Genomic DNA, 23615 nt, shown 5'->3' with positions numbered 1-23615 from the left:
GTTTCCCTTCAGGAGCGGTCGAGGCGGGCGCGCATGGTCAGGCGGTCGCCACGCAGGCGGATGTATTCGAGGTCGACCGGCCGGCCGTCCGCGAAGTGCGTCAGGCGTTCCCACCGCAGCAGCGCCGCACCCGGCGGAACTTCGAGGACGGCGGCGGTTTCGGGGTCGGCGTTGAGGGCTTCGACGTCGATGTCGGCGTAGCCCAGCCGCTGCCCGGACGTCTCCTCGATGAGCGCGAAGACGTCCCGCCCGGCGAGGTCGTGCTCCAGCAGCGGTTTCCCGATTTCCGGCAGCAGGTAGGTGAGGTCGAGCGACAGCGGGACGCCGTCGAGCCGCCGCAGCCGTTCGAGGTAGACGACTTCGGAGCGTTCGGGCACGCCGAGCCGGTGCGCCACCACGGCGGGCGCGGGCACCAGGCCGGCCGTCCGGACGTCGTTGGTGACCTCGCCGTGCTCGCGCAGCACCTCGGCGAGGCCGGCCAGCCGGTTGAGCCCGTGCGGGTACTTGTGCCCGACGACGACCGTGCCGACCCCGGGCTGGCGCGCGATCAGGCCGTCGTCGCGCAGCAGCGCGAGGGCCTCGCGCACGGTGTTCCGGGTCGCCGAAAACTCCACCGTGAGGTCCTCCTCGCACGGCAGCGTCTCCTCGGCCAGCACCTGACGGCGCAGCAGGTCGGCTACCTGTCTGGCGCTGTCCGAGCGGGTCCGCCGGGGTGTGGTGGGCATGGCGGCGAGGATGGCCAGCGGACGTTAACACCGTGTTACGCCACTTCCGCCGCGCAGAGCGAGCCGCTGACCTGCGCAAACGGGTGTCCAGGGCGGACTTCCGCCGCTCACTATCTGGGACGTCCGAGGGTGCCCGCCGGTGGTGCGCCGCGCGGTGAAATCGTGGACCCTGACTCGTACGCCGGGAGAAGGAGTGAAATGGGAAAGGTCACGGCCACCGCGGAGCGCACGATCGACGCTCCGGCCGACAAGGTCCGCGCGCTCGTCGCCGACTACGCCGAAACCCGCCCGAAGCTGCTGACCGAGCACTACCGGGACTACCAGGTGACCGAGGGCGGCGTCGGCGCCGGGACCAAGGCGAGCTGGAAGCTGCAGGCGACGTCCAAGCGGGTGCGGGACGTGGCCGCGACCGTCACCGAGCCGCGGCCGGGGACGCTCGTCGAGACCGACGCGAACTCCAGCATGGTCACCACCTGGACGGTCACCGAGGCGGGTGAACGCAGTGTGGTGAAGATCGAGACCACGTGGGACGGTGCTGGTGGCATCGGTGGCTTCTTCGAGAAGACCTTCGCGCCCGGCGGGCTGAAGAAGATCTACGACGGGATGTTGGAGAAGCTCGCCGAGATCGTGTGACGAGTCACAATCGGAATCTGCGCCCCGGTTAGCTGGTTACATCGGGTGGAATCCGGGGCGCTTGCCCCGCTTCGAGACTTGAGAGGATTCGACGATGAGCACGGCGACCGAAATCCGGCTGGCTTCGCGTCCGGAAGGCGTTCCGACGCACGACAACTTCGAGATCGTCGACACCGAGGTGCCGTCGCCGGGCGAGAACCAGATCCTGGTCCGCAACCTGATCATGAGCGTCGACCCCGCGATGCGCGGCCGGATGAAGGACGTCAAGTCCTACGCGCCGCCGTTCGGGGTCGGCGAGGTCATGTCCGGCGGGGCGGTCGGCGAGGTCGTCGAGTCGAACGTCGACGACGTCAAGGTGGGTGACCACGTCCTGCACCAGGCCGGCTGGCGCACCCACGCCGTGCTCGACGCGGGCCGGTACGTGAAGGTCGACGGGGCCGCCGCGCCGCTGTCGACGTACCTCGGCGTGCTCGGCATGCCGGGCCTGACCGCCTACTCGGGCCTGCTGGAGTCGGCCGAGTTCAAGCCGGGCGACACGGTGTTCGTGTCCGGCGCGGCCGGTGCCGTCGGCTCGCTGGTCGGGCAGATCGCGAAGCTGAAGGGCGCGAAGCGCGTCATCGGCTCGGCGGGGTCGGCGGAGAAGGTCCGCCACCTGATCGACGACCTCGGCTTCGACGCGGCCTTCAACTACAAGGACGGCCCGGTCGTCGAGCAGCTGCACAAGGCGGCGCCGGAGGGGATCGACGTCTACTTCGACAACGTCGGCGGCGACCACCTCGAAGCCGCGATCGACGCGATCACCGTGCACGGCCGGATCGTCATCTGCGGGATGATCTCCACCTACAACGCGACCGAGCCGACGCCGGCGCCGCGCAACCTCGCGCAGGTCATCGCCAAGCGGCTCACCATCCGCGGCCTGCTGGTGATCGACCACTGGCACCTGCAGCAGCAGTTCGTCAGCGAGATCGCGCCGCTGGTGAGCTCCGGCGAGATCGAGTACTCGGAGACCTTCGTCGACGGCATCCGCAACGCGCCCGAGGCGTTCCTCGGCCTGCTGTCGGGCGCCAACACCGGCAAGATGCTGGTCCGGATCGCGGACTGAGACCTGGTCTCGAAACTCAAGGGTGTGTCACTGCGTAAGCTGCCGGTCCTGGTCGTCGATCGTGGGCAGTCGTGGCGAAGACGACGCAGCAGCGGCGGGTCGGAGACCGGCTCTGGGAGCTGATCGAACCCCTGATCCCGTCCCGGCCAGCGCCGCGCGGTCCGGGTGGCGGCGGTTACGTGAGTGGCAGGACGTGTCTCCTCGGGTCGGCACGGGGCCCCGTCACCACGAGGGAGATCGATCTCCCGGAGGAGGCTGCAGCCGCGTTGCTGACGGCACCATCGACGGGGATGGACGAGCGCTCTCGTCGGGAAGTGATCAGCCGTCGGTGGGGCCGCCTCTTCAGAGGCGTTCGACGCGGTCGGCCTGCGGGCCCCGGTCGCTCTGACGCACCGCGTACCGGACCCGGTCACCCTTCTGCAGCGGCTCCGACCCCATGATCACGGACGCGTGGGCGAAGAGATCGTCGCCGCCTGCGTCCGGGGTGATGAAGCCGAAGCCGCGGTCGTCGTCGTAGCGCGCGACGACGCCCTCGCCGCCTCGTGCGGGCACGTCCCGCGCCGCCGGCCCGGCGGCCGCGGCAGGTGCCGGCCGCTGCGGCGCCGTCTGGGGCTCGGCGCCCCGGACCAGGTGCACGTCGCGGGCCTGCGGGCCCTTGTCCCCACTGGCCACCTCATAGGCGACGCGGTCGCCCTCCGCGAGCCACGTCAGCCCCTCGGCCAGGGCCCGGGCGTGAACGAAGACGTCCCCGGCGCCGGAGTCGGGGTTGATGAAGCCGAAGCCCTTGTCCTCGTCGTACCAGGCCACCGTGCCGTCGGCACCGTCCGCGATACCGGCCGCAGCGGATGAGCCGGCCCCCGCTCCCAGCGGGATCACGTGCCCGGCCTGCGGGCCGCGCTCGCCTTCGACGATCAGGAAGGCCACCCGCTGCCCCTCGGTGACCACGCCGCCGGTCACGATGGCGGAGCTGTGCACGAAAATGTCGGCGCCGCCGCCGTCCGGCGACGCGAAGCCGTACCCCTTGCCCGGCTCGTACCAGTTGACGGTGCCGAGCAGGCCCACGGCGCTGCCGGTGGCCGCATCGGCGGTGACGCGAACGCGCAGCGCCTGGGGCCCGCGGTCGTTCTCGCCGACCTCGAACACGACGGCCTGACCCTCGCGGAGCAGTTTCGCGCCGCCGTCCCCGACGATCTCGGAGGCGTGCACGAACACGTCCGGCGAGCCGTCCTCGGGCGCGAGGAAGCCGAAACCCCGTTCGGCGTCGAACCAACGGACGGTCCCTTGCGGCATCAAAGGCTCCAGGTCGAGAGGGCGGGCAATGGCCCCCAGTCTCTCTGACAGACCTCCGGTCCGTCGGGCCGGGCCCCACAGGCGGGCGGTGCGGAGCCACGGGGGCGTTGGTTCACCTGGCGACACGCCGAGTTGAGACCAGGTCTACAGGAGCTCGGCCAGCTCCGTCAGGGCCGACGCGGTGAACGTCGGCTCGGGCGAACCGGGCAGCGGGCGGACGCCGGGCCGGGCGAGCAACGCCGTCCGCAGCCCGGCCGCCTGCGCGCCCGCGATGTCCCAGTCGTGCGCGGCGACCATGACCGCGGTTTCGCCGGGGTAGGCGGCCACGACCTGGTGGTACGGCTCGGGCGCGGGCTTGAGCCGGCCCACCTGCTCGGCCGAGAAGATCCGGTCGAGCAGGGCGGCCAGCCCGGCGTTCTGCAGCTGCGCCTCGGCCGTCGCGAGCGGCGAGTTCGTCAGCGCGACGACGGTGTGGCCCGCTTCGCGCAGCTTCACCAGGCCGGGTTCGACGTCGGGGTGCGCGGGCAGGTGCCGCAGCCCCTCGCCGATGGCCGCGAGGTCGAGCTCCCGCCCGTGCCGGGCGGCGACCTCGAGCGCGGCGTCGCCGGCGATGCCCGCGAAGTCGCGGTAGCCGCCGGTCGCCGTCACGGTCAGGACGGTGTGGATGGCCAGGCCGAACCACTCGCGCCGCAGCTCGGGGCCGCCGACGACGGCGTCCATCGGGGTGAGGTCGAGCAGGGTCTCGTTGACGTCGAAGACGCACAGCACCCGTTCAGTATTGCTCAGTGCGCGCCCGCTCGTTGAGGCTGGCGTCCAGCTCCGCCGCCGACATCGCCAGGCCCATCTGGTCGTGCAGGATCGTGCCCAGTGACGGCAGCGTCGAACGGTCCGGCCAGGTCGCCGGGTCCCACAGCGACGAGCGCAGGAACGCCTTCGCGCAGTGCATGTACACCTGCTCGACCTCGACGACCACCGCCAGCTTCGGCCGCTTGTCGCGGACGACCAGCGCGTCGAAGAACGGCGCGTCCGACAGCAGCTTCGCGCGGCCGTTCACCCGCAGCGTCTCGTTCATGCCGGGGACCAGGAACAACAGGCCCGCGTGCGGGTTGTCGACGATGTTGCGGAAGCTGTCGATCAGCTTGTTGCCCGGACGGTCCGCCAGCACCAGCGTCTTCTCGTCGAGCACCAGCACCGAGCCCGCCGGGTCGCCGCGTGGGGAGACGTCACAGCTGCCGTCCGGGGCCGAGGTGGCCAGCAGGACGAACGGCGAGTGCTCGATCAGCGTGCGCGCGTGCTCGTCGAGGTAGCCGATGATCTTCTTCTGCGTCCGCTCGGCCACGTCGCCGACGAGTTCGCGCAGCGCCTCGTGTGAGTCGATGATCCCCATGTCCCCAAGCTAGCGGGCACCACCGACAATCCGGCCGACGATGGCCGCGCGGGCGGCTTCCGAGGACTTGTGCACCACGAGGTCGCTCGAGTAGCCGTGCTTCCCGAACACGCCGTCGATGTGGAACGTGCCGTAGCCGTGGGCCTGGGTGAACAGCTGCTCCATCAGCTCCAGCGCGGTCGCCGGGTCCGGAGCGACCGCCAGGCAGCGCAGCAGGAACTCGTCGGTCAGCCGGCGGGTCTGGTCGTGCAGGCCGGTGTGCTGCGGGCCGTGGAGGCCCTCGGCGTAGATCACGTTCATCCCGGCGCGGCGCTCGATCAGGTACCGCGTGTACGCGCCCGCCGCCGCGGCCAGGGCGTCCAGCGGGTCCTCGTGCGCACCGGCCGCCGCGGTGACGCGGTCGGCAAGCTGGCAGGCGATGTTGCCCGCCACTTCGGCCAGCAGGCTCTCGCGCGAGGCGAAGTGCCGGTAGGGCGCCCCGGGGCTGACCTTCGCCCGCCGGGCGACTTCGGCGACCGAGAAACCTTCGAGGCCCTGCTCGGCGATCAGGTCCAGGGAGACGCGCACGAGCTCGCCGCGGAGGTCGCCGTGGTGGTACTTGCCGCCCATGACCTGGCTCACGCCTCTCGCTCGGAATATGTAAGAGACCTCTTACGTAGGGCATGTATGAGACCTCTTACGACGGTACTTGAACTTGGAGGGTTCCATGAGCACGACCACGCACGCCATCGCCGCCCCGGCGCCGGGCGCGCCGCTGGCGCCGACCACGATCGAGCGCCGTGACCTGCGTCCCGACGACGTGCTGATCGACATCGCCTACGCCGGCATCTGCCACAGCGACCTTCACCAGGCCAAAGAGGACTGGGGCCAGGCGATCTTCCCGATGGTCCCGGGCCACGAGATCGCCGGCGTCGTCGCCGCGGTCGGCTCGGACGTGACGAAGTACCAGGTGGGTGACCGCGTCGGCGTCGGCTGCATGGTCGACTCCTGCGGCGAGTGCGAATACTGCGTGGCCGGCACCGAGCAGTTCTGCGTCAAGGGCAACGTCCAGACGTACAACGGCGTCGGCTTCGACGGCGAGAACACCTACGGCGGCTACAGCAACCAGATCGTCGTGAAGGACGCCTTCGTCTGCCGCATCCCCGAGGGCATCGACCTCGACGTCGCCGCGCCGCTGCTGTGCGCGGGCATCACCACCTACTCGCCGCTGCACCACTGGGGCGCCGGCCCGGGCAAGAAGGTCGCCGTGATCGGCCTCGGCGGGCTCGGCCACCTGGCCGTCAAGATCGCCGCCGCCATGGGCGCCGAGGTGACCGTGCTGAGCCAGAGCCTCAAGAAGCAGGAGGACGGCCTCAAGCTCGGCGCGACCGACTACTACGCGACCAGCGACGAAGCCACGTTCGACGTGCTCAAGGGCAAGTTCGACATCATCCTCAACACCGTCTCGGCCAAGCTGCCGATCGACGCCTACCTGAGCCTGCTCAAGGTCGGCGGCGCGATGGTGAACGTCGGCGCGCCGGGCGAGCCGCTGGCCTACAACGCCTTCTCGCTGCTCGGCGGCAACAAGGTGCTGGCCGGCTCGATGATCGGCGGCATCGCGGAGACCCAGGAGATGCTGGACTTCTGCGCGGAGCACGGCATCGGCGCGGAGATCGAGACGATCTCGGCCGACAAGGTCAACGAGGCCTACGAGCGCGTCGAGAACTCCGACGTGCGCTACCGCTTCGTCATCGACGCCTCGACCATCGGCGCCTGACGGAAAGGGCACGGCAACCGGATCAGAACACCACGGTCCGGTTGCCGTGCACCAGCACCCGGTTCTCCAGGTGCCAGCGCAGGCCGCGGGCCAGCGTGACCTTCTCGATGTCGCGGCCCTTGCGGACCATGTCCTCGACGGAGTCGCCGTGGCCGACGCGGATGACGTCCTGCTCGATGATCGGGCCCGCGTCGAGGTCCGCCGTCACGTAGTGGCAGGTCGCGCCGACCAGCTTCACGCCGCGGGTGTGGGCCTGGTGGTAGGGCTTCGCGCCGATGAACGACGGCAGGAAGCTGTGGTGGATGTTGATCGCCCGGCCGGCCCACTCGCGGCACAGGTCCGCGGGCAGGATCTGCATGAACCGGGCCAGCACCACCGCGTGCGGGTCGTGCTCGCCGACCAGCTTGCGCACGTGCTCGAACGCTTCGGCCTTGCCGCCGGCCGGGAACGGCACGTGGTGGAACGGGATGCCGTGCGCGCGGGTGATGTCGGCCAGCGACTCGTGGTTGCCGATCACCGCGGCGATGTCGACCTCGAGTTCCCCGGAAGCGACGCGGCCGAGCAGGTCGTACAGGCAGTGCCCGGCCTTGGACACGAGGATCACCGCGCGGCGCCGCTCGCCGGTGTCGCTGACCTGCCAGTTCGATTCGGCGGACAGCTCCGCGGCCACCTCGCCGAACCGGGCGCGCAGCCCGTCGGCGTCGAACGGCAGCGAGTCGGCCCGGACGACCTGGCGGGTGAAGAACCAGCCCGTGTCCGGGTCGGTGTGGTAGGCCGCCTCGACGATCCAGCCGCCGTGCTCGGCGAGGAACCCGGAGATCCGGGCGATGATGCCGGTGCGGTCGGGGCAGCCGAAGGTGATGACGTAGCGGCGTTCGGGAGCGGTCACCCCCGGCATTCTCCCTGGCGCTGGTAAGACCGCCGGGAGCCGGTCCCGGTGAGGGCCGCGTGGTGGGGGGCGGCCGTACAGCGCTCGGCAGACCTCATCGGCGGCGCACTGCACGAGCGCGATGTGCATCACCAGGTCATGGACAGTCTACTTCGGACAGTTCGGCCCCGCCGCCGGTGCCGCCCGCTTCAGCGCGTCGGCGTGGACGTCGATCGGTTCGAGCATGGGCCGACCGTAGCCGCCGCCCGGCTTCGATGGCGAACACCAGACCCAGGCCGAGGCTGAAGGACAGCAGCAGGCCCTTGGCCGGCTCGTCGGCGAAGGCGGCTCCGCCCGCGAGGCCGATCAGCACGCTGTACACCGCCCAGATCGCCGCCCCGGCGGCGTCGAGCGGCACGAACCGGCGCAGCGGGTAGCCGAGGCTGCCGTTGGCCAGCGCGCTGGCGACGCGGCCGCCGGGCAGGTAGCGGGCCGCGATGATCAGCAGCCCGCCGTGGTGGCGCACCTGGTCACGGGCCCATTCGTAGCGACGTCGGCCGTCCGGTCCGCGCTGCAGCCGCGCGATGACCTGCGGCCCGGCGGCCCGGCCGACGGCGTACCCGAGGCAGTCGCCGGCCCAGGCGCCCGCGGCCGCGACGGCGGCGAGCAGGGCGAGCCGCGCGGGATCGGGGCCGAGCAGGACGGCGACGGTGACCACCGTGGTCTCGCTGGGCATGAACGGCAGCAGCGCGTCCGACCCGGACACCGCGAAGACGAGCACCCACAGCCACGGCGAGCCGAGCGTGTCGCGCAGCAGCTCGGTGACCTGCCCCAGGAGTTCCACGGCTCAATGGTGATCACCGCAGGTCACCGCCGGGTGACGCAGCGGGGGTGGCCCGGTGAACACCACCACCCCAATGTGGCGTTCGGTGCGTGGGACGCACCGAACGCCACATTGGGTGCGTTGGACGCACCGAACGCCACATTGGGGCGCTTCAGGCGGGGGCGACCGCGGCCCACGGCACGGTCAGCTCGCCGAGGCGGATCCGCGACGGCGGGCCGAGCACCGGCCAGCCCCGCGCGGCCAGCAGCCGGACCGTCTCCAGCCAGCGCGAGCGCACGCCGAACGCCTGGTGCGGGGCCGCCGTCGCCCAGCAGGCGTCGAGCTGCGACAACAACGCGTGGACGCGCTCGCCGGGCACGTTCCGGTGGATCAGCGCCTTCGGCAGCCGCTCGGCGATCGTCGACGGGCGGGCCAGCCCGGCCAGCCGCATCGACAGCGTCAGGGAGACCGGGCCGGCCCGGGAGACCAGGACCCACGTCGACAGCCGCCCGATCTCGTCGCACGTTCCCTCGACCAGGAGGCCCGCGGCGGGCATCGAGTCCAGCACCAGGCCCCAGGCGCCGGGGACCTCGTCCTCGGCGTACTGCCGCAGCACGTTAAATGCCCGCACCAGCACCGGTCGCGTCCCGGCCAGCTCGAAGCCGCCGCGGCGGAAGTCCAGCAACGGGGGAGCCGCGGCGGGGAGCGCGGCAGCCACGCGCTCCGGATCCAGCTCCAGGCCCAGCACGCGGACGTCCGGACGGACTCGCCGCAGCCAGCGCGCCAGCTCGACCGTCGTGACCGGGGAGGCGCCGTAGCCGAGGTCGACGACCAGGGGCGCGTCGGCCGCGCGCAGCAGCCGGGACGTCGCCGGCGCGGCCGCGATCCACCGGTCGACCCGGCGCAGGCGGTTGGGGTTGGTGGTGCCGCGGGTCGGCGCGCCGACCGGGGTCAGTCCGCGTCGGTGAGCCACTTCGCCGTGAATTCGGCTTCGCGCTCCAGCAGCTTGGTGACCTGCTCGGCGATCACGCTCTCCAGCTTGCCGCCGAACAGCGGGATCCGGACCGTCACCTCGCCGCTGGTCCGCAGCACCGTCTTGTCGCCGTTGGCCAGCAACGCGGTCCGCGCGCTGATCTCGCCCGGGACGCCGCCGACCTCGACGGTCGCGTTGCCCTGGCGGCCGGTGCCGTCGTTGCTCACCCGCCAGGTCTGCGTGCGGGTCACCAGCAGGTCGCCCTTGTGCAGCGTCCGGACCGCCTGCGGCAGCTTGTCCGCGCTGATCCCCTGCCGCAGCTCGTACCGCAGGTCCGTGCCGGACACCTCGTACGCCAGCAGCGCCGCGTCGTGCCCGCCGAGCTGCTCCAGGCGGGCCCGCAGCGCGTCCTCGCCGGCGACGGCCGCGTACGTGGACGCGACGTCGGCGGAGAACTCAGCGCGGTGCTCGATCCGGGATCCCATGGACCGAACAGTACCGTCAGGCGGGTGGACACCCGTACTTCCGAACTCCCGAAGCTCGCCGCGTACACCACGCTGCGCCTCGGCGGCCCGGCCCGCCGGTTCGTCAGCGCCGTGACCGGCGAAGACCTCGTCGCGGCGGTCCGCGAGGCCGACGCGGCCGGCGAGCCGGTGCTGCTGCTCGGCGGCGGCTCCAACCTGGTGGTGGCCGACGCGGGGTTCGACGGCACGCTCGTCGCGGTGGCGAACACCGGCTGGCGCCGTGACGGAGACCACGTCGACGTGGAAGCCGGCCAGAACTGGGACGCGTTCGTCGCCGCGCTGGTCGAGGCCGGCCTGGGCGGGCTCGAGTGCCTTTCCGGCATCCCCGGCAGCGTCGGGGCGACGCCGATCCAGAACGTCGGCGCGTACGGCTGCGAGGTCGCGGAATCGATCGTCTCCCTGGAGCTCTACGACCGCGTGACGCGCGAGGTGCGCACGCTCAAGGCCGACGAGCTCGGCTTCGCCTACCGCACCAGCGTCCTCAAGGGCACGGACAGCGGCGTCGTCCTCTCGGTCCGCTTCGAGGTCCGTGAAGACGGCCTCTCCGCGCCCATCCGCTACGCCGAACTCGCGCGCACGCTCGGCGTCGAGATCGGCGCCCGCGTCCCGGCCGCCGAGGCGCGCGAAGCCGTCCTCAAGCTGCGTCGCGGCAAGGGCATGGTGCTCGACCCGGACGACCACGACACGTGGAGCGCGGGCTCGTTCTTCACCAACCCGATCGTCCCTTCGGCCGACGCCGAGGCCGTCCTCGCGCGGATCACGGCGGCCGTCGGCTCGGAGGTGCCGCAGTACCCGGCCGACGGCGGCGTCAAGCTGTCCGCGGCGTGGCTGATCGAGCGCGCCGGCTTCGGCAAGGGGTACCCCGGTCCGGGGAACCGGGTTTCGCTGTCGACGAAGCACACCCTGGCGCTGACCAACCGCGGCGAGGCGACGACGGCGGACCTGCTGGCCCTGGCCAGGGAGGTCCGCGACGGCGTCGAGCAGCGGTTCGGCGTCCGGTTGCACCCTGAACCGCTGCTGATCAACTGCGTGATCTGAGCCAAACCGGGCAACCCGTACGTGGGTAGGACGTCTTTGTCGACAAAGGCGTCCGTCACCTGAACGGTTGGTCTTGACCTTCCGGCGGGTAACGTCAGCTGGGCCACCAGCGCTAAAGGCGGGTGCCCGCTGGTGGGCGGGGGATTCTGACGCTTCGGGGGTCCGGGGGGCGGAGCCCCCACGGCCGGGGCGCGGGGGCTCGGCCCCCGTAAGACACAGGAGGTTTCGGTGATCGAACGGCGTACGGTCTTCAAGGCTGCCCTGGCGGCTGGGGCCGCACTGGTCGCCGCTGCGTGTTCGAGTGAGAACGGCGGCAACGCGCTGCCCACGGGCGCGGCCGGTGCTGACGGCGAAGGTGGCGCGCAGCCCGTGGCGAAGATCACGGCCGAGCCCGCCGCCGACGCCAAGGACGTCCCGGTGCTCAAGCCGGCCGTGCTGAAGGTCGCCGACGGCAAGCTCACCGAGTGCAAGCTGAGCGCCGAGGGCGGCAAGGAGGTCAAGGGCGACCTCACGCCGGACGGCCTCACCTGGACCAGCTCCGAGCCGCTCGGCTACGGCAAGACCTACTCCTACGCGGCCAAGGCCACCGGCTCCGACGGCAAGCCGGTCGAGTTCAAGGGCAGCTTCACCACGATCAACCCGGCCAAGCAGGTCCGCGCCACGCTCAACCCGGCCGACAACCAGACCGTCGGCGTGGCCATGCCGATCAGCGTCAAGTTCGCGTCGCCGGTGAAGAACCGCGCCGCGGTCGAGAAGGCCCTGTCCGTGAAGACGGACAAGAACGTCGAAGGCGCGTGGGGCTGGCTGTCCGACAGCCAGGTCGACTACCGGCCGAAGGAGTACTGGCCGCAGAACATCACCGTGAACGTCGAGGCGAAGCTCTACGGCGTCGATCTGGGCGGCGGCGCCTACGGCAAGGCCGACGTCACGACGAAGTTCAAGATCGGCCGCAACCAGGTGGTCAAGGTGAACACCCCGGACCACCAGATGCGCGTCTACCGCGGCGGGTCGCAGGTCAAGAGCTACCCGTGCGCGAACGGGCTGGACGCCGAGGTCGACCGCAACACCCCGAACGGCACCTACATCATCATGAGCAAGGAGCCGACGGCCGTCTTCGACAACGCCCGCTACGGCTACACGAACGTCAACAAGAAGTGGGCCTGCCGGTTCTCCAACCACGGCGAGTACATCCACGAGAACCAGGACAACGCGGCCAACATCGGGAAGAACAACAACTCCCACGGCTGCGTCAACCTGCTGGAAGCCGACGCCAAGGACTACTTCGACTCCGCGCTGGTCGGCGACCCGGTGGAGATCACCGGCTCGAAGCTGTCCGCGCCGATGGCCTCGGACGTCAAGGACTGGAACTACAGCTGGGCGGCCTGGCAAGGGCTGGGTGCGAAGTAACCCGTGCGCACCGAAGTCGTCGGGCACGGCGGGGTCCGGCTCGGCCTGCGGGTCGAGGGCGCCGAAAACAGCCGGCCGATCGTGTTCGTGCACGGCTGGGCGCAGTCGGGCGGCTGCTGGGCCGCGCAGCTCGCCGACCCGGCGCTGACCGAGCGGTTCCGCCTGGTCGCGGTGGACCTCCGGGGCCACGGCGCCTCCGACGTCCCCGCGTCGGGCTACGACGATCCTCAGGTCTGGGCGGACGACCTCGCCGCGGTGCTGGACTTCGCCGGCCCGGACGCGATCGTCGTCGCCTGGTCCTACGGCGGCCTGGTGCTGACCGACCACATCCGCGTGCACGGCACCGCACGCCTGCGCGGGCTCGTGCTGGTCGGCGCCATCACCGAGATCGGCCGCGACCGGCCGGGCGGGCGCGTCGGCGCGCTGATGCGCCAGCACATGCGGTCGATGCTTTCGGACGATCCGGACATCGCGGTCCCGGCGCTCACCGCGTTCAGCCGCGGGATGGTGACCGGGCCGGTGCCCGGCGCCCAGGTCCAGGCCCTGCTCGGGGCGTCGCTGAGCGTGCCGCCATCGGTCCGCTCGGCGCTGTTCCGCCGCGACGCCGGCAGCGAAGACGTGCTGGCCGCGATCGACAAACCGGTTCTGGTCGTGCACGGCACGGCCGACCGCGTGATCGAGCCCTCGGCGGCCGAACACGCCCTCGGGAAGATTCCGGGTGCCGTCGGGCGTTGGTTCGTTGACGGGGGGCACGCGCCCTTCGCCGAGTCCGCGGCCGAGTTCGACGCGGTGCTCCGGCAGTTCGCCGAGGAATGCTGACGTACGCAGGAGACGTGACCAGGTGACCAGCAACATCCGAAGGTTCCGCGCTGCGCCGCGCCGGATCGCGGTGCTGTCCGTGCACACCTCGCCGCTCGAACAGCCCGGCACCGGCGACGCCGGCGGGTTGAACGTCTACGTGAGCCAGACGGCGACCGAGATGGCCCGCCGCGGCGTCGAGGTCGAGGTCTTCACGCGCGCGACCGCGTCCGGCCAGCCGCCGGTGGCCGAGCTGGCGCCCGGGGTGACCGTGCGGCACGTGCAGGCCGGCCCGTTCGAGCCGCTGGGCCGCGACGAGCTGCCCGCGCAGCTGTGCGCGTTCACCTCCGGCGTGCTGCGGACCGAGGCGTTCCACGAGCCCGGCCACTACGACCTCATCCACTCCCACTACTGGCTCTCGGGCCAGGTCGGCTGGCTCGCCCGCGACCGGTGGTCGGTCCCGCTCGTGCACACCGCGCACACCCTGGCGAAGGTGAAGAACGCCGCGCTCGCCGAGGGCGACAAGCCCGAGCCGCGCAGCCGCGTGATCGGTGAGGAGCAGGTGGTCGCCGAGGCCGACCGGCTGGTCGCCAACACCGCCGTCGAGGCGCGCCAGCTCATCGAGCTCTACGACGCCGAGCCGCACGCGGTGCACGCCGTGCCGCCGGGCGTCGACCTCGAACGCTTCACGCCGGGCTCGCAGCACGCGGCCCGGGTCGCCCTCGGCCTGGCCGACGACGCCGTCGTGCTGGCCTTCGCCGGCCGGATCCAGCCGCTGAAGGCGCCGGACGTGCTGCTGCACGCCGCGGCCGCGATGCTGCGCCGCCGTCCCGAGCTGGCGGCGAAGCTGGTCGTGCTGATCGTCGGCGGGCCGTCCGGGACCGGGCTGGAGCAGCCGCAGGCCCTGCGCGAGCTGGCCGCGTCCCTGGGCATCGAGCGGCAGGTCCGGTTCCTGCCGCCGCAGCCGGGCGAGGCGCTCGCCCGGGTGTTCCGCGCCGCCGACGTCGTCGCGGTGCCGAGCTACAACGAGTCGTTCGGCCTGGTCGCCCTGGAGGCGCAGGCCTGCGGGACGCCGGTGGTCGCCGCCGAGGTCGGCGGGCTGCCGGTGGCGGTGCCGCACGGTGTCTCGGGACTGCTGGTGCCCGGGCACGGCGCCGACGAGTGGGCGGACGCGCTCGCCGCCGTCGCGCTGCGCCCGGACCGGCGTGCCGAGCTCGGGGCCAACGCCGTCGTGCACGCGCGCCGGTTCTCGTGGCGGCGCACGACCGACGCGCTGCTGGACATCTATGCTCAGGCCACCAGCGCGTTCACCCGCGCGCTGGACCTGCGCACGGAGGTGGCGGTGTGAGCCTGGACGAGCTGATCCAGTCTACTTTGGACTCCGCGGAGCTGGAGTACGGCAAGCGGGGTCCGGGCAAGTACTTCGTCACGCTGCCGGGCACGAAGAAGCTGCAGACGAACGCGTGGCTGGTCGACGGCGACCACGCGTTCTCCGTGGAAGCCTTCGTCTGCCGTCGTCCCGACGAGTCCCATGAGGACGTTTACCGGTTCCTGTTGCAGCGCAACGCCAAGCTCTACGGCGTGCACTACACAGTGGACAGTCTTGGGGACATCTACCTGGTCGGCCGGTTCGGCAAGGAAACGCTGAGCGCCGACGAGCTCGACAAGGTGCTCGGCCAGGTGCTCGAAGCGGCCGACGGCGACTTCAACACGCTGCTGGAGCTGGGCTTCGCGACGTCGATCAAGCGCGAGTGGGACTGGCGCGTCTCCCGCGGCGAATCGCTGGCCAACCTGCAGGCGTTCAAGCACCTCGTCGCGCCGGAAAAGCCGCACGAACCGGGCTTGACCGAGTCGTGACCCGGGCCGTGCAACGGCCCTGAACCGGACATCCGTCTCCTCGCCAGTCGAAACTGGAGGGAGACGCACCATGCGGACTCGATGGAGAGCCGGGCTCGCGGCCGCCGCGGTGGCGTTCGCGCTGGCCGGCTGCTCGGCGGCGGAGAACGGGGCATCGTCCACGGCGGACAGTGCCGGAACCGGGCCGGTCCCGGCCGCGCCGCAGCAGGGCAACGGCAAGGCCGGGTCGCAGAAGGTGGCCCCGCCGCAGCCGGGCGCCACCGAACGCAAGCTTTCCCGCAGCGCCCGGCTGGAACTGACCGCCCCCAAGGTGGTCGACGTCGTCGCGCAGGCCCGCGGGATCGCGCAGGGCGCCGGCGGCTACACCGGGCAGGAGAGCACCGGCGACCAGCTGGCGACGCTCAGCCTGGCCGTGCCCGCGGACAAGCTCGACGGCGTGCTCGACCAGCTCTCGCACCTGGGCACCAGCCTGGTGAAGCGGGAGCTGAACACCCAGGACGTGACCGAGCAGGTCGTCGACGTCGAAGCGCGGCTGGCGACGCAGCGGGCGTCGGTCGAGCGGATCCGGGCGCTGCTTTCGCGGGCGACCTCGGTGTCCGAGATCGCGTCGGTCGAGGGTGAGCTCACGAGCCGCGAGGCGGCTCTCGAATCCCTGGAACAGCAGCGGAACTCCCTGGCCGGCAGCGTCGCGATGGCGACCGTGGCGATGACCGTCCGCGGCGTCGCCGCACCGCCGCCGCCCGGCGAGGACCACAGCGGGTTCCTCGGCGGCCTGGCCGGTGGCTGGCACGCGTTCCTCGTCTTCGGCGGCGGCCTGCTCACGGTGCTCGGGGCGATCGCGCCGTTCCTGCTGTTCCTCGTGCCGCTGGGCTGGCTCGGCTGGTGGCTGCACCGGCGTCGCCGGACCGCGGTGCCGGAGCCGGGCGAGGGCTGAGCGGAACAGGCGGGACGGCTCGAGGGAGGGGGGAGTCGCGATCTCGAGCCGCCCCGCTGAAGTTCCCGCCGATCAGGACCCGGTGACGAGGGGGGTGCCAACGGGGCCGGGCGGGCCGCGGCTCGGCAGGGGGGAGACGAGCCGCGGTCAATGCCCGAATCCGGCCGGGGAGTGCGTGGAATCCGGCCGCTCGGGACGTAGTCAACCTGTCAGATCCCGGCGGGTAATCACAAGGCTACTGGCTAGCCCGTTCGAGTGAATTTTGCAAGCTTCGATAACGGTGCGCAGTCTCTGGCCGGAATTTTGCGCGCTGTTGGCAGCCGGCTATGTCGAAGAGTGAGGTGTTACTTCGGAGTAACACACTCTGGGTAGGACGGAGGTCACCACTCGGCCCGGTGGTGCGTTCTGGCAGGCTGTGGCCATGGCCGAGATTGGGACGTTGGTGCTGCTGCGGCACGGGCAGAGCACGTGGAACGCGGAAAACCTGTTCACCGGCTGGGTGGACGTACCGCTTTCGGAGCAGGGTGAGGGCGAAGCCCGCCAGGGCGGCCGGCTGCTGGCCGACGCCGGCCTGCTGCCGGACGTGGTGCACACCTCGCTGCTGCGCCGCGCGATCGCCACCGCGAACATCGCGCTGGACGCCGCCGACCGGCACTGGATCCCGGTGAAGCGCGACTGGCGCCTCAACGAGCGCCACTACGGCGCGCTGCAGGGCAAGGACAAGAAGCAGATCCTGAACGAGTTCGGCGAGGAGCAGTTCATGCTCTGGCGCCGTTCGTACGACACCCCGCCGCCGGCGATCGACCCGAAGGACGAGTGGAGCCAGGTCGGCGACGCCCGGTACGCGAACCTCGGCGACGCCGCCCCGCTGACCGAGTGCCTCAAGGACGTCGTCGAGCGGCTCCTGCCGTACTGGGAGTCCGAGATCGTGCCGGACCTGCGCGCGGGCAAGACCGTGCTGGTCGCCGCGCACGGCAACTCGCTGCGCGCGCTGGTCAAGCACCTCGACGGCATCTCCGACGCCGACATCGCGGGCCTGAACATCCCGACCGGCATCCCGCTGCGCTACGACCTCACCGAGGACCTGCAGCCGGTGAAGCCGGGCGGCGAGTACCTCGACCCGGACGCGGCCAAGGAAGCCGCCGCCGCGGTCGCCAACCAGGGCCGCTGACCAAGGTTCGTGAAGGCCACCTCGGGGACCCGGCGTCCCTGGAGGTGGCCTTCCTGACGTTCAGGCCGCGGTGACCGGGTGGACGGCGGTCGCCTTCCAGGTGCCCCCGGTGCGGACGACGTCGAGCTCGGCCGTCAGGGGGCGGCTGGTGGTCTTGCCCGCCGCGTCGGTGACCTGCAGCGTCGTGAAGAACAGCACGATCCCCCGCTCGCCGGTGAGCGCGAGGACCCCGGCCATCGGGTGCGGGCCGAGCACGGTCTTCGTGCCGCTGCGGCGGACCGTCTCGACGAAGTAGGTCTTCTTCGCGAGGTAGGCGGTCAGCAGCGGGTCGGCCACCACCGCTTCGGTGCGCGCGTAGCTGCCTTCCGGGTCGGCGCTGTCGGCGGTGAACAGCCCGGCCGCCGCCGCGCGGGCGCCCGCCAGCGCCGCGTCGCGCGTCCCGCCCGGGCTGCCGTCGTCCGGCTGCGGCGCCGGTGCGGGCTGAGCCGGGTTCACCGCGATGTCCGACAGCCGCCAGTGCCCGCCGTCCCGGATCGCCGTGAACGCCACTGTGGCCAGGCCCTTCGACGTGCCGCTGTCCTGGTCGAGCACGGCCAGGTCCCGGAGCCGGTCGCCGGTGAACTCCAGGGCCGCCGCCTCCCGCACCCGGGTGACCAGGTGCACCGGCTGCGGGCTCTTCCTGAGCTGGTCGAACAGCCGCGTCAGCTGGTCCTTCGCCGCTCCGGTGACGTCCGCCGCGACGGCCTGGTCGAAGGCGCCCGGGTTGCCGGAGTCGTAGCTGAACACCGCTTCGGCGGCCGCCTTCACCGCGTCGAGGGCCGCGCCCGTCCGGGCCGCGTCGACCAGCGCGAGGTTGCTGCCGACCGGCACGGCCGTGCCGGTCACCGTGCACGCGGACGTCAGCAGGACCAGCGCCGGCAGCGCACGCCTCACAGGAGCCCGGCTTCGCGCGCCCGGGCGCCCGCCTGGAAGCGCGAAGACGCGCCGAGGAGCTCCATCAGCTCCGCCACCCGCCGCCGGTAGGTCCGCAGGCCGACGCCGAGGGCACGGGCCGCCGTCTCGTCCTTGCAGCCCGAGGCCAGCTGTTCGAGGATCTCGCGCGCTTCCAGCTCGGTGAACCGCGCCTGGTAGGACTCGAGGTCGGTGGCGCCGTGCCAGGCCGCTTCGAACAGCGACTGGATGCCCTGCACCAGGGCCGGGCTGCTGATCACGGTGTAGCCGCGGACGCCGCCGACGTGGTCGCCGGCGACGATCGCGATGCGGCGGTCGAGCAGGATCGTCTCGTTGATCTCGCGCTCGGAGATCCGGATCCGGGCGCCGTGTTCGGCCGTGAACCGCAGGTGATCGGCCAGCACGGGGTCGAGCAGCACGCCGGGCTGGTAGATCTTGCGCACGGTCATCCCGCGCACGGACTGCTCGCGCTCGGGCGCGCTCGGGTGCGCCACCGACCACGTGTGCAGGTCGCGGGCCGCGCAGGAAATCTCCGTGGCGAGCCCGAAGAGGTGGGCCGTCCGTTCGAACAGCTCCGCTTCGCCGCGCACCATGACGACGTCAGTCACCTTCTCCACGTATTCCAGTGTGGCAGCAAGATGCCAACCGCGGTGGTCACGAGGGGTGCGCCGGAAGGCTGGAGGCATGACCACGAACACCCTCCCCGCCGCCGCGGCGGGCACCTGGAAGCTCGGCTCCTTCGAAGTCAACCGCCTCGGGTTCGGCGCGATGCGCCTGATGTCCACCTCGGACGGCGGCATCCGCGCCCGCGAGACGTCGCTCGCCGTCCTCCGGCGCGCCGTCGAGCTGGGCGTGAACCACTTCGACACGGCCGCCTTCTACTTCGCCGGGCCGCGCTCGGCCAACGAACTGCTCAACACCGCCCTGGCGCCCTACGACGACCTGGTGATCACCACCAAGATCGGCCCGGGGCGCGACTACGAGGGCAACTTCTACACGGCCCGGCCGGACCAGCTGCGCGCCCAGGTCGAGGAGAACCTGCGCGAGCTGGGCCTCGACCACCTCGACGTCGTCAACTACCGGATCGGGCAGAGCCTCGACCGTGGCACCGGCTCGCTCGCCGAGGGCTTCGGCGTGCTGGCCGAGCTGCGCGAGGCCGGGCTGATCCGCGAGCTGGGCATCTCCAACGTCGGCCCGGAACACCTGACCGAGGCCCTGGCGATCGCGCCGGTCGTCTGCGTCCAGAACCAGTACGGCCTGAGCGCCCGCCGCGAGGACGACGAGCTCGTCGGGCTGTGCGCCGAGCGCGGGATCGCCTTCGTGCCGTTCTTCGCCGTCGCGAGCGGAACCGGCGAGGACGCGCGGGTCGCCGAGGTCGCGCGCCGCCACGACGCCACCCCGGCGCAGGTGCGGCTGGCGTGGACGCTCCACCAAGGACCGAACGTGCTCGCCATCCCCGGCACCGGCGACGTCGGGCACCTCGAGCAGAACGTCGCGGCGGCGGCGCTCGAGCTGACCGCTGACGACCTCACCACGCTCGGGTGAATTCGCCCGGAATGTCTCGCCGGGGAATCGGCCGGGTGAACGCCGTCTGAAGCCCCGGCGAACATGTCTTCCCCAGGTGTCGCGGTGCTCACGACAAGGCGGACAACGCTAGGCCGGAGGGCCACTTCTCCGCTTACGATCGGCCCGTGACCACGCCTGTTTCACTCGCATTGGCCATCGGCGCACTGGTGGCCGGTGCGGTGGCCGGCTACTTCCTGGCGCGGCTGCGGACCCGCCGGGAAGAGGCCCGGCCGCCCGGTCCGACCGTCGCCGAGCTCCTCGAACGGCTGGTCCGCTCCTCCACCAACGGCATCGTCGTGCTCAACCGGTTCGGCGACATGGTGCTGCACAACCCGCGCGCGTACGAGCTGGGCCTGGTGAAGGTCAACCAGGCCGACCCGCGGGCCCGCAAGGCCGCCGAACAGGTCGCCGAGACCGACGAACCCCTGGAGATCGACCTCTCGCCGCTCGAAGCGCGCGGCCGCCAGCCGGAGGCGGTGCTCGGGCAGGTCCGGCCGCTCGGCGACGGCTTCACCGTCGTCGAGGCCGTCGACCACTCCGAGGCCATCCGGCTGGAGGCCGTGCGCCGCGACTTCGTCGCCAACGTCAGCCACGAGCTCAAGACCCCGGTGGGCGCGATCGCGCTGCTCACCGAGGCCGTGCTCGACGCCGCCGAGGACGTCGAGGAGGTCCGCCGCTTCGGCGGCAAGATCCTGCGCGAGTCCACCCGGCTCGGCCAGCTCGTCACCGAGCTGATCGCGCTGTCGCGGCTGCAGGGCGCGGAACGGCTGCCCGACCTCAACGTCGTCGAGGTCGACGCGGTCGTGCGCGAGTCGCTCGGCCGCACCACGCTCTCGGCCGAGTCCGCCGACATCAGCATCACCACCGACGTGGCCAGCGGCCTGCTCATCGAGGGCGACCGCACGCTGCTGGTCACCGCGCTGTCGAACCTGCTGGAGAACGCCGTCGCGTACTCGCCGGCCGGCAGCCCGGTGTCCATCTCGCGGCGGCTGGCCGACGGGATGGTCGAGATCGCCGTCACCGACCGCGGCATCGGCATCGCCGAGGACGAGCAGCAGCGCGTGTTCGAGCGCTTCTACCGCGCCGACAAGGCCCGCTCGCGCGCCACCGGCGGCACCGGACTCGGGCTGGCGATCGTCAAGCACGTCGCGGCCAACCACGGCGGCTCGGTCGGGCTGTGGAGCCGTCCGGGCACCGGCTCGACGTTCACCCTGCGCATCCCCGCGCACGTCAGCCCCGAACCGGCCGCCGAGCCGGCGCGGGCGGCCAAGACCTCGCCGGCACCGCGGCAGGAGAAGACCCCCGAGCGCACCCCCAGGCTCGTGGTTACCGGGCAGGACAGCCCAGATCATGGAGGAAACCTGTGACCAGGGTTCTCATCGTCGAGGACGAGGAGTCGTTCGCCGACCCCCTCGCCTTCCTGCTGCGCAAGGAAGGGTTCACCGCGGCGGTCGCCGTGACGGGCCAGGCCGCGCTGGAGGAGTTCGACCGCAACGGCGCCGACATCGTGCTGCTCGACCTGATGCTGCCGGGGATGAGCGGCACCGACGTCTGCAAGCAGCTGCGCCAGCGCTCGGCCGTCCCGGTCATCATGGTGACCGCCCGCGACAGCGAGATCGACAAGGTCGTGGGCCTGGAACTGGGCGCGGACGACTACGTGACGAAGCCGTACTCGGCGCGTGAGCTGATCGCCCGGGTCCGGGCGGTGCTGCGCCGCGGCGGCGAGCCGGGCTCGGACGGCGAGCTGGCCCCGCTGGTGCTGTCGGCCGGCCCGGTCCGGATGGACGTCGAGCGGCACGTGGTGACGGTCGACGGCGCCGAGGTGTCGCTGCCGCTCAAGGAGTTCGACCTGCTGGAGTACCTGCTGCGCAACGTGGGCCGCGTGCTGACGCGCGGCCAGCTGATCGACCGGGTGTGGGGCGCGGACTACGTGGGCGACACGAAGACGCTGGACGTCCACGTGAAGCGCCTGCGCTCGAAGATCGAGCCGGACCCGGGCTCGCCGCGGCACCTGGTCACGGTGCGGGGACTGGGCTACAAGTTCGAGACGTAAGTCGGGTTTGTGCCGGGAGGGGCGCTTTGCGGTTCGGTTCGCGGGGCGCCCCTTCGCGGTGTGGGGGCCGGGCTCGGGCTCGCGCGGGTTCCGGTGGGAGGGGAGGCCCGGCCGCGGCTCAAGGGCGGGGTGGCCGGGTGAGGGCATCGCCTCGGACTCGAACTCGCGCCGGTTTCGGTCGGTGCGGAGGCCCGGGCGCGGCGCGGTGTCGGGGCCGGATCCGGGCTCGCCGCGGCACCTGGTCACGGTGCGCGGGCTGCGCTACAAGTTCGAGACGTAAGTCCTTTTTGGTGCGGTAACGCCCCGGTGGAGGCGCGCCGGGGCGGTACCGCACCGAGTGTTTTCGGTTACATGTTCGAGACCTGGCGCTGGGGCCGGTACCGTGGACACCCGTGCGCCTAGGGGTACTCGACGTCGGTTCCAACACCGTCCACCTGCTCGTGGTCGACGCCCACCGGGGCGCCCACCCGACGCCGATGCATTCCGAGAAGTCCGTGCTGCGCCTGGCCGAGCAGATCACCCCCGGCGGTGAGCTGGGCAAAGCCGGTGCCGACGAGCTGGTGACCGCGGTCGAATCCGCGAAGGACGCCGCCGCGCGGCTCGGCTGCGAGGAGCTGATGGCCTTCGCCACCTCCGCCGTCCGCGAAGCCAAGAACTCCGCCAAGGTGCTGGCCCGCGTGGCCGACCGGACCGGGGTCGACCTGCAGGTCCTCTCGGGGACCGACGAAGCGCGGCTCACGTTCCTCGCCGTCCGCCGGTGGTACGGCTGGTCGGCCGGGCAGCTGCTGGTGCTCGACATCGGCGGTGGCTCGCTCGAGGTCGCGATGGGCCGCGACGAAGAGCCCGTGCTGGCCGAATCGCTGCCGCTGGGCGCGGGCCGGACCACGCGCACCCGCTTCAAGCACGACCCGCCGACGCGCTCGGAGCTCGTCGCGACGTCCGCGTGGCTGGACGACCAGCTCACCGAGCTCGCGCGGAAGGTCACCAAATGGGGTGAACCCGATCGGGTCGTCGCCACGTCGAAGACGTTCCGGTCGCTCGCCCGGCTGACCGGCGCCGCCCCCTCGGCGGCGGGCCCGCGGGTGCGACGTACGCTCTCGGACACCGCATTGCGCCAGCTCCTGGCCTTCATCTCGCGGATGCCGGCCGCCGATCTCGCACAGCTCGAGGGCGTCAGCGCGAGCCGATCGCACCAGCTCGTGGCGGGTGCGCTCGTCGCGCAGGCCACGATGCGGGCGCTCGGTGTGCCGGAACTCGAGATCTGCCCGTGGGCTCTGCGAGAGGGTGTCATCCTGCGGCGGCTGGACCATTCGAACGGCGCGGATGAGACTGGAGCCGCCCTCGCCGGGCGCTTCGGCGCACAGGAGGACCGGTGAAAGCACACGGCTGGACTTCGCACGCAGAGGATGGGCACGGTGGAGAGGTGACGGACATGCAGAGGACGGCGTACAGCGCGCGCTGCGCCACCGAGCTGCCGTCGGGTACCTCCCCGCGGGGTGCCGAGGACCCGGAGCGCGCAGGGGATTACCAGGTATGACGGACCAGACCGGAGGCGACCAGCCGCAGAAGACCGTGGCTGAGCTGCTCGCCCAGCACGGTGCCCAGGTCGACGGCGGACGCCGTCGCCGCCGGCGGGCCGCCGATGACGACGACGAACCCGCCACCCCGGAAGCCCCGCCCGGCGCGACCGGCTCGCACCGGCGGCCCGGCGTGACCGACACCGGCCCGCAGGCGATCATCGACCGGGTGGCCTCGGAGG

The 23615-nt window shown here is 71.8% G+C and carries 25 protein-coding genes and 1 pseudogene; 15 read left to right on the top strand and 11 right to left on the bottom strand.

From position 1 onward, the window contains the following. Positions 1 to 8: 8 nt before the first annotated feature. Positions 9 to 725 carry a GntR family transcriptional regulator gene (locus tag C2L59_RS24875; RefSeq protein ID WP_103351924.1) on the bottom strand — a complete coding sequence of 239 codons (717 nt, stop codon included), beginning with the start codon at positions 723 to 725 and terminating at the stop codon, positions 9 to 11. Positions 726 to 923: 198 nt separating this feature from the next. Between C2L59_RS24875 and C2L59_RS24870 the strand changes: the two genes are divergently transcribed. Together C2L59_RS24870 and C2L59_RS24865 are read left to right on the top strand one after the other, a co-directional pair. Then, positions 924 to 1358, top strand: coding sequence for an SRPBCC family protein (locus tag C2L59_RS24870; RefSeq protein WP_103351923.1), 435 nt, complete (start codon positions 924 to 926; stop codon positions 1356 to 1358). 94 nt (positions 1359 to 1452) lie between these two features. Continuing rightward, positions 1453 to 2460, top strand: coding sequence for an NADP-dependent oxidoreductase (locus tag C2L59_RS24865; RefSeq protein ID WP_103351922.1), 1008 nt, complete (start codon positions 1453 to 1455; stop codon positions 2458 to 2460). A gap of 342 nt (positions 2461 to 2802) precedes the next feature. Here the strand turns inward: C2L59_RS24865 and C2L59_RS50405 are convergent, their stop codons facing one another. The 4 genes from C2L59_RS50405 to C2L59_RS24845 form a co-directional block, all read right to left on the bottom strand. Next, positions 2803 to 3750 carry a cold shock domain-containing protein gene (locus tag C2L59_RS50405; protein ID WP_103351921.1) on the bottom strand — a complete coding sequence of 316 codons (948 nt, stop codon included), beginning with the start codon at positions 3748 to 3750 and terminating at the stop codon, positions 2803 to 2805. A 144-nt stretch (positions 3751 to 3894) separates the two neighbouring features. Beyond that, entirely contained in the window at positions 3895 to 4518 is a 624-nt protein-coding gene (locus tag C2L59_RS24855; protein ID WP_103351920.1) for a haloacid dehalogenase type II, read from the bottom strand. A gap of 4 nt (positions 4519 to 4522) precedes the next feature. After that, a complete protein-coding gene (locus tag C2L59_RS24850; RefSeq protein ID WP_103351919.1) occupies positions 4523 to 5137 on the bottom strand; it encodes a pyridoxamine 5'-phosphate oxidase family protein in 615 nt (204 codons plus the stop codon). Positions 5138 to 5146: 9 nt separating this feature from the next. Further along, positions 5147 to 5746, bottom strand: coding sequence for a TetR/AcrR family transcriptional regulator (locus C2L59_RS24845; RefSeq protein WP_370444769.1), 600 nt, complete (start codon positions 5744 to 5746; stop codon positions 5147 to 5149). Positions 5747 to 5843: 97 nt separating this feature from the next. On the opposite strand from C2L59_RS24845, the gene C2L59_RS24840 reads away from it, so the two are divergent. Continuing rightward, a complete protein-coding gene (locus C2L59_RS24840; protein ID WP_103351917.1) occupies positions 5844 to 6893 on the top strand; it encodes an NAD(P)-dependent alcohol dehydrogenase in 1050 nt (349 codons plus the stop codon). A gap of 22 nt (positions 6894 to 6915) precedes the next feature. Here C2L59_RS24840 and purU read toward each other — a convergent pair whose 3' ends face one another. The 4 genes from purU to C2L59_RS24820 form a co-directional block, all read right to left on the bottom strand. Further along, the gene (purU, locus tag C2L59_RS24835) at positions 6916 to 7791 is read right to left on the bottom strand and encodes a formyltetrahydrofolate deformylase (protein ID WP_199199245.1); all 876 of its coding nucleotides are present in this window, start codon (positions 7789 to 7791) and stop codon (positions 6916 to 6918) included. A 127-nt stretch (positions 7792 to 7918) separates the two neighbouring features. Next, positions 7919 to 8605: a DedA family protein gene (locus C2L59_RS24830; protein ID WP_103351915.1), complete on the bottom strand. Its 687-nt coding sequence runs from the start codon at positions 8603 to 8605 to the stop codon at positions 7919 to 7921. Between the two features lie 151 nt (positions 8606 to 8756). Next, positions 8757 to 9557 (bottom strand): SAM-dependent methyltransferase, encoded by an 801-nt coding sequence (locus C2L59_RS24825; RefSeq protein WP_103351914.1) that lies wholly within the window; start codon positions 9555 to 9557, stop codon positions 8757 to 8759. Next, positions 9536 to 10042 carry a DUF2505 domain-containing protein gene (locus C2L59_RS24820; protein ID WP_103351913.1) on the bottom strand — a complete coding sequence of 169 codons (507 nt, stop codon included), beginning with the start codon at positions 10040 to 10042 and terminating at the stop codon, positions 9536 to 9538. The genes C2L59_RS24825 and C2L59_RS24820 overlap by 22 nt, the downstream gene beginning before the upstream one ends. A 24-nt stretch (positions 10043 to 10066) precedes the next feature. Here C2L59_RS24820 and C2L59_RS24815 point away from each other — a divergent pair, with 24 nt between their 5' ends. From C2L59_RS24815 to C2L59_RS24785, 7 genes are all read left to right on the top strand, one after another. After that, complete coding sequence (locus tag C2L59_RS24815; protein WP_103351912.1) at positions 10067 to 11119, top strand: UDP-N-acetylmuramate dehydrogenase; 1053 nt, start codon at positions 10067 to 10069, stop codon at positions 11117 to 11119. A 228-nt stretch (positions 11120 to 11347) separates the two neighbouring features. After that, the gene (locus tag C2L59_RS24810) at positions 11348 to 12526 is read left to right on the top strand and encodes an Ig-like domain-containing protein (protein WP_103351911.1); all 1179 of its coding nucleotides are present in this window, start codon (positions 11348 to 11350) and stop codon (positions 12524 to 12526) included. Positions 12527 to 12529: 3 nt separating this feature from the next. Next, entirely contained in the window at positions 12530 to 13345 is an 816-nt protein-coding gene (locus C2L59_RS24805; protein WP_103351910.1) for an alpha/beta fold hydrolase, read from the top strand. A 22-nt stretch (positions 13346 to 13367) separates the two neighbouring features. Next, the gene (gene mshA, locus C2L59_RS24800) at positions 13368 to 14672 is read left to right on the top strand and encodes a D-inositol-3-phosphate glycosyltransferase (RefSeq protein WP_199199244.1); all 1305 of its coding nucleotides are present in this window, start codon (positions 13368 to 13370) and stop codon (positions 14670 to 14672) included. Further along, on the top strand, positions 14669 to 15181 hold the full coding sequence (locus tag C2L59_RS24795) for a YbjN domain-containing protein (protein ID WP_103351909.1): 513 nt from the start codon (positions 14669 to 14671) through the stop codon (positions 15179 to 15181). Before mshA ends, C2L59_RS24795 begins: the two co-directional genes overlap by 4 nt. A gap of 70 nt (positions 15182 to 15251) precedes the next feature. Further along, positions 15252 to 16115, top strand: a complete 864-nt coding sequence (locus tag C2L59_RS24790; protein ID WP_103351908.1) for a DUF4349 domain-containing protein — start codon at positions 15252 to 15254, stop codon at positions 16113 to 16115. A gap of 421 nt (positions 16116 to 16536) precedes the next feature. Continuing rightward, positions 16537 to 17286: a phosphoglyceromutase gene (locus C2L59_RS24785; protein ID WP_103351907.1), complete on the top strand. Its 750-nt coding sequence runs from the start codon at positions 16537 to 16539 to the stop codon at positions 17284 to 17286. Positions 17287 to 17346: 60 nt separating this feature from the next. Here C2L59_RS24785 and C2L59_RS24780 read toward each other — a convergent pair whose 3' ends face one another. Next, on the bottom strand, positions 17347 to 18219 hold the full coding sequence (locus tag C2L59_RS24780) for a hypothetical protein (protein ID WP_103351906.1): 873 nt from the start codon (positions 18217 to 18219) through the stop codon (positions 17347 to 17349). Beyond that, positions 18216 to 18854, bottom strand: a complete 639-nt coding sequence (locus C2L59_RS24775; RefSeq protein ID WP_103351905.1) for a LuxR family transcriptional regulator — start codon at positions 18852 to 18854, stop codon at positions 18216 to 18218. The genes C2L59_RS24780 and C2L59_RS24775 overlap by 4 nt, the downstream gene beginning before the upstream one ends. Positions 18855 to 18921: 67 nt before the next feature. Here C2L59_RS24775 and C2L59_RS24770 point away from each other — a divergent pair, with 67 nt between their 5' ends. The 5 genes and pseudogenes from C2L59_RS24770 to C2L59_RS24750 all read left to right on the top strand — a co-directional run. Further along, positions 18922 to 19782, top strand: a complete 861-nt coding sequence (locus C2L59_RS24770) for an oxidoreductase (RefSeq protein ID WP_103351904.1) — start codon at positions 18922 to 18924, stop codon at positions 19780 to 19782. Positions 19783 to 19928: 146 nt separating this feature from the next. Beyond that, positions 19929 to 21170: a cell wall metabolism sensor histidine kinase WalK gene (locus C2L59_RS24765; RefSeq protein ID WP_199199243.1), complete on the top strand. Its 1242-nt coding sequence runs from the start codon at positions 19929 to 19931 to the stop codon at positions 21168 to 21170. Continuing rightward, on the top strand, positions 21167 to 21856 hold the full coding sequence (locus C2L59_RS24760) for a response regulator transcription factor (protein WP_103351903.1): 690 nt from the start codon (positions 21167 to 21169) through the stop codon (positions 21854 to 21856). The genes C2L59_RS24765 and C2L59_RS24760 overlap by 4 nt, the downstream gene beginning before the upstream one ends. Before the next feature lie 392 nt (positions 21857 to 22248). Further along, positions 22249 to 23232, top strand: coding sequence for a Ppx/GppA phosphatase family protein (locus C2L59_RS24755; protein WP_103351902.1), 984 nt, complete (start codon positions 22249 to 22251; stop codon positions 23230 to 23232). 157 nt (positions 23233 to 23389) lie between these two features. Beyond that, positions 23390 to 23615 (top strand): annotated as a pseudogene (locus C2L59_RS24750) (hypothetical protein); the annotation flags it as partial.

The sequence above is a fragment of the Amycolatopsis sp. CA-128772 genome, from assembly GCF_002904295.1.
In the GTDB taxonomy this organism is placed as follows: Bacteria; Actinomycetota; Actinomycetes; order Mycobacteriales; family Pseudonocardiaceae; genus Amycolatopsis.
This window is presented reverse-complemented; position numbering and strand designations above follow the sequence as displayed.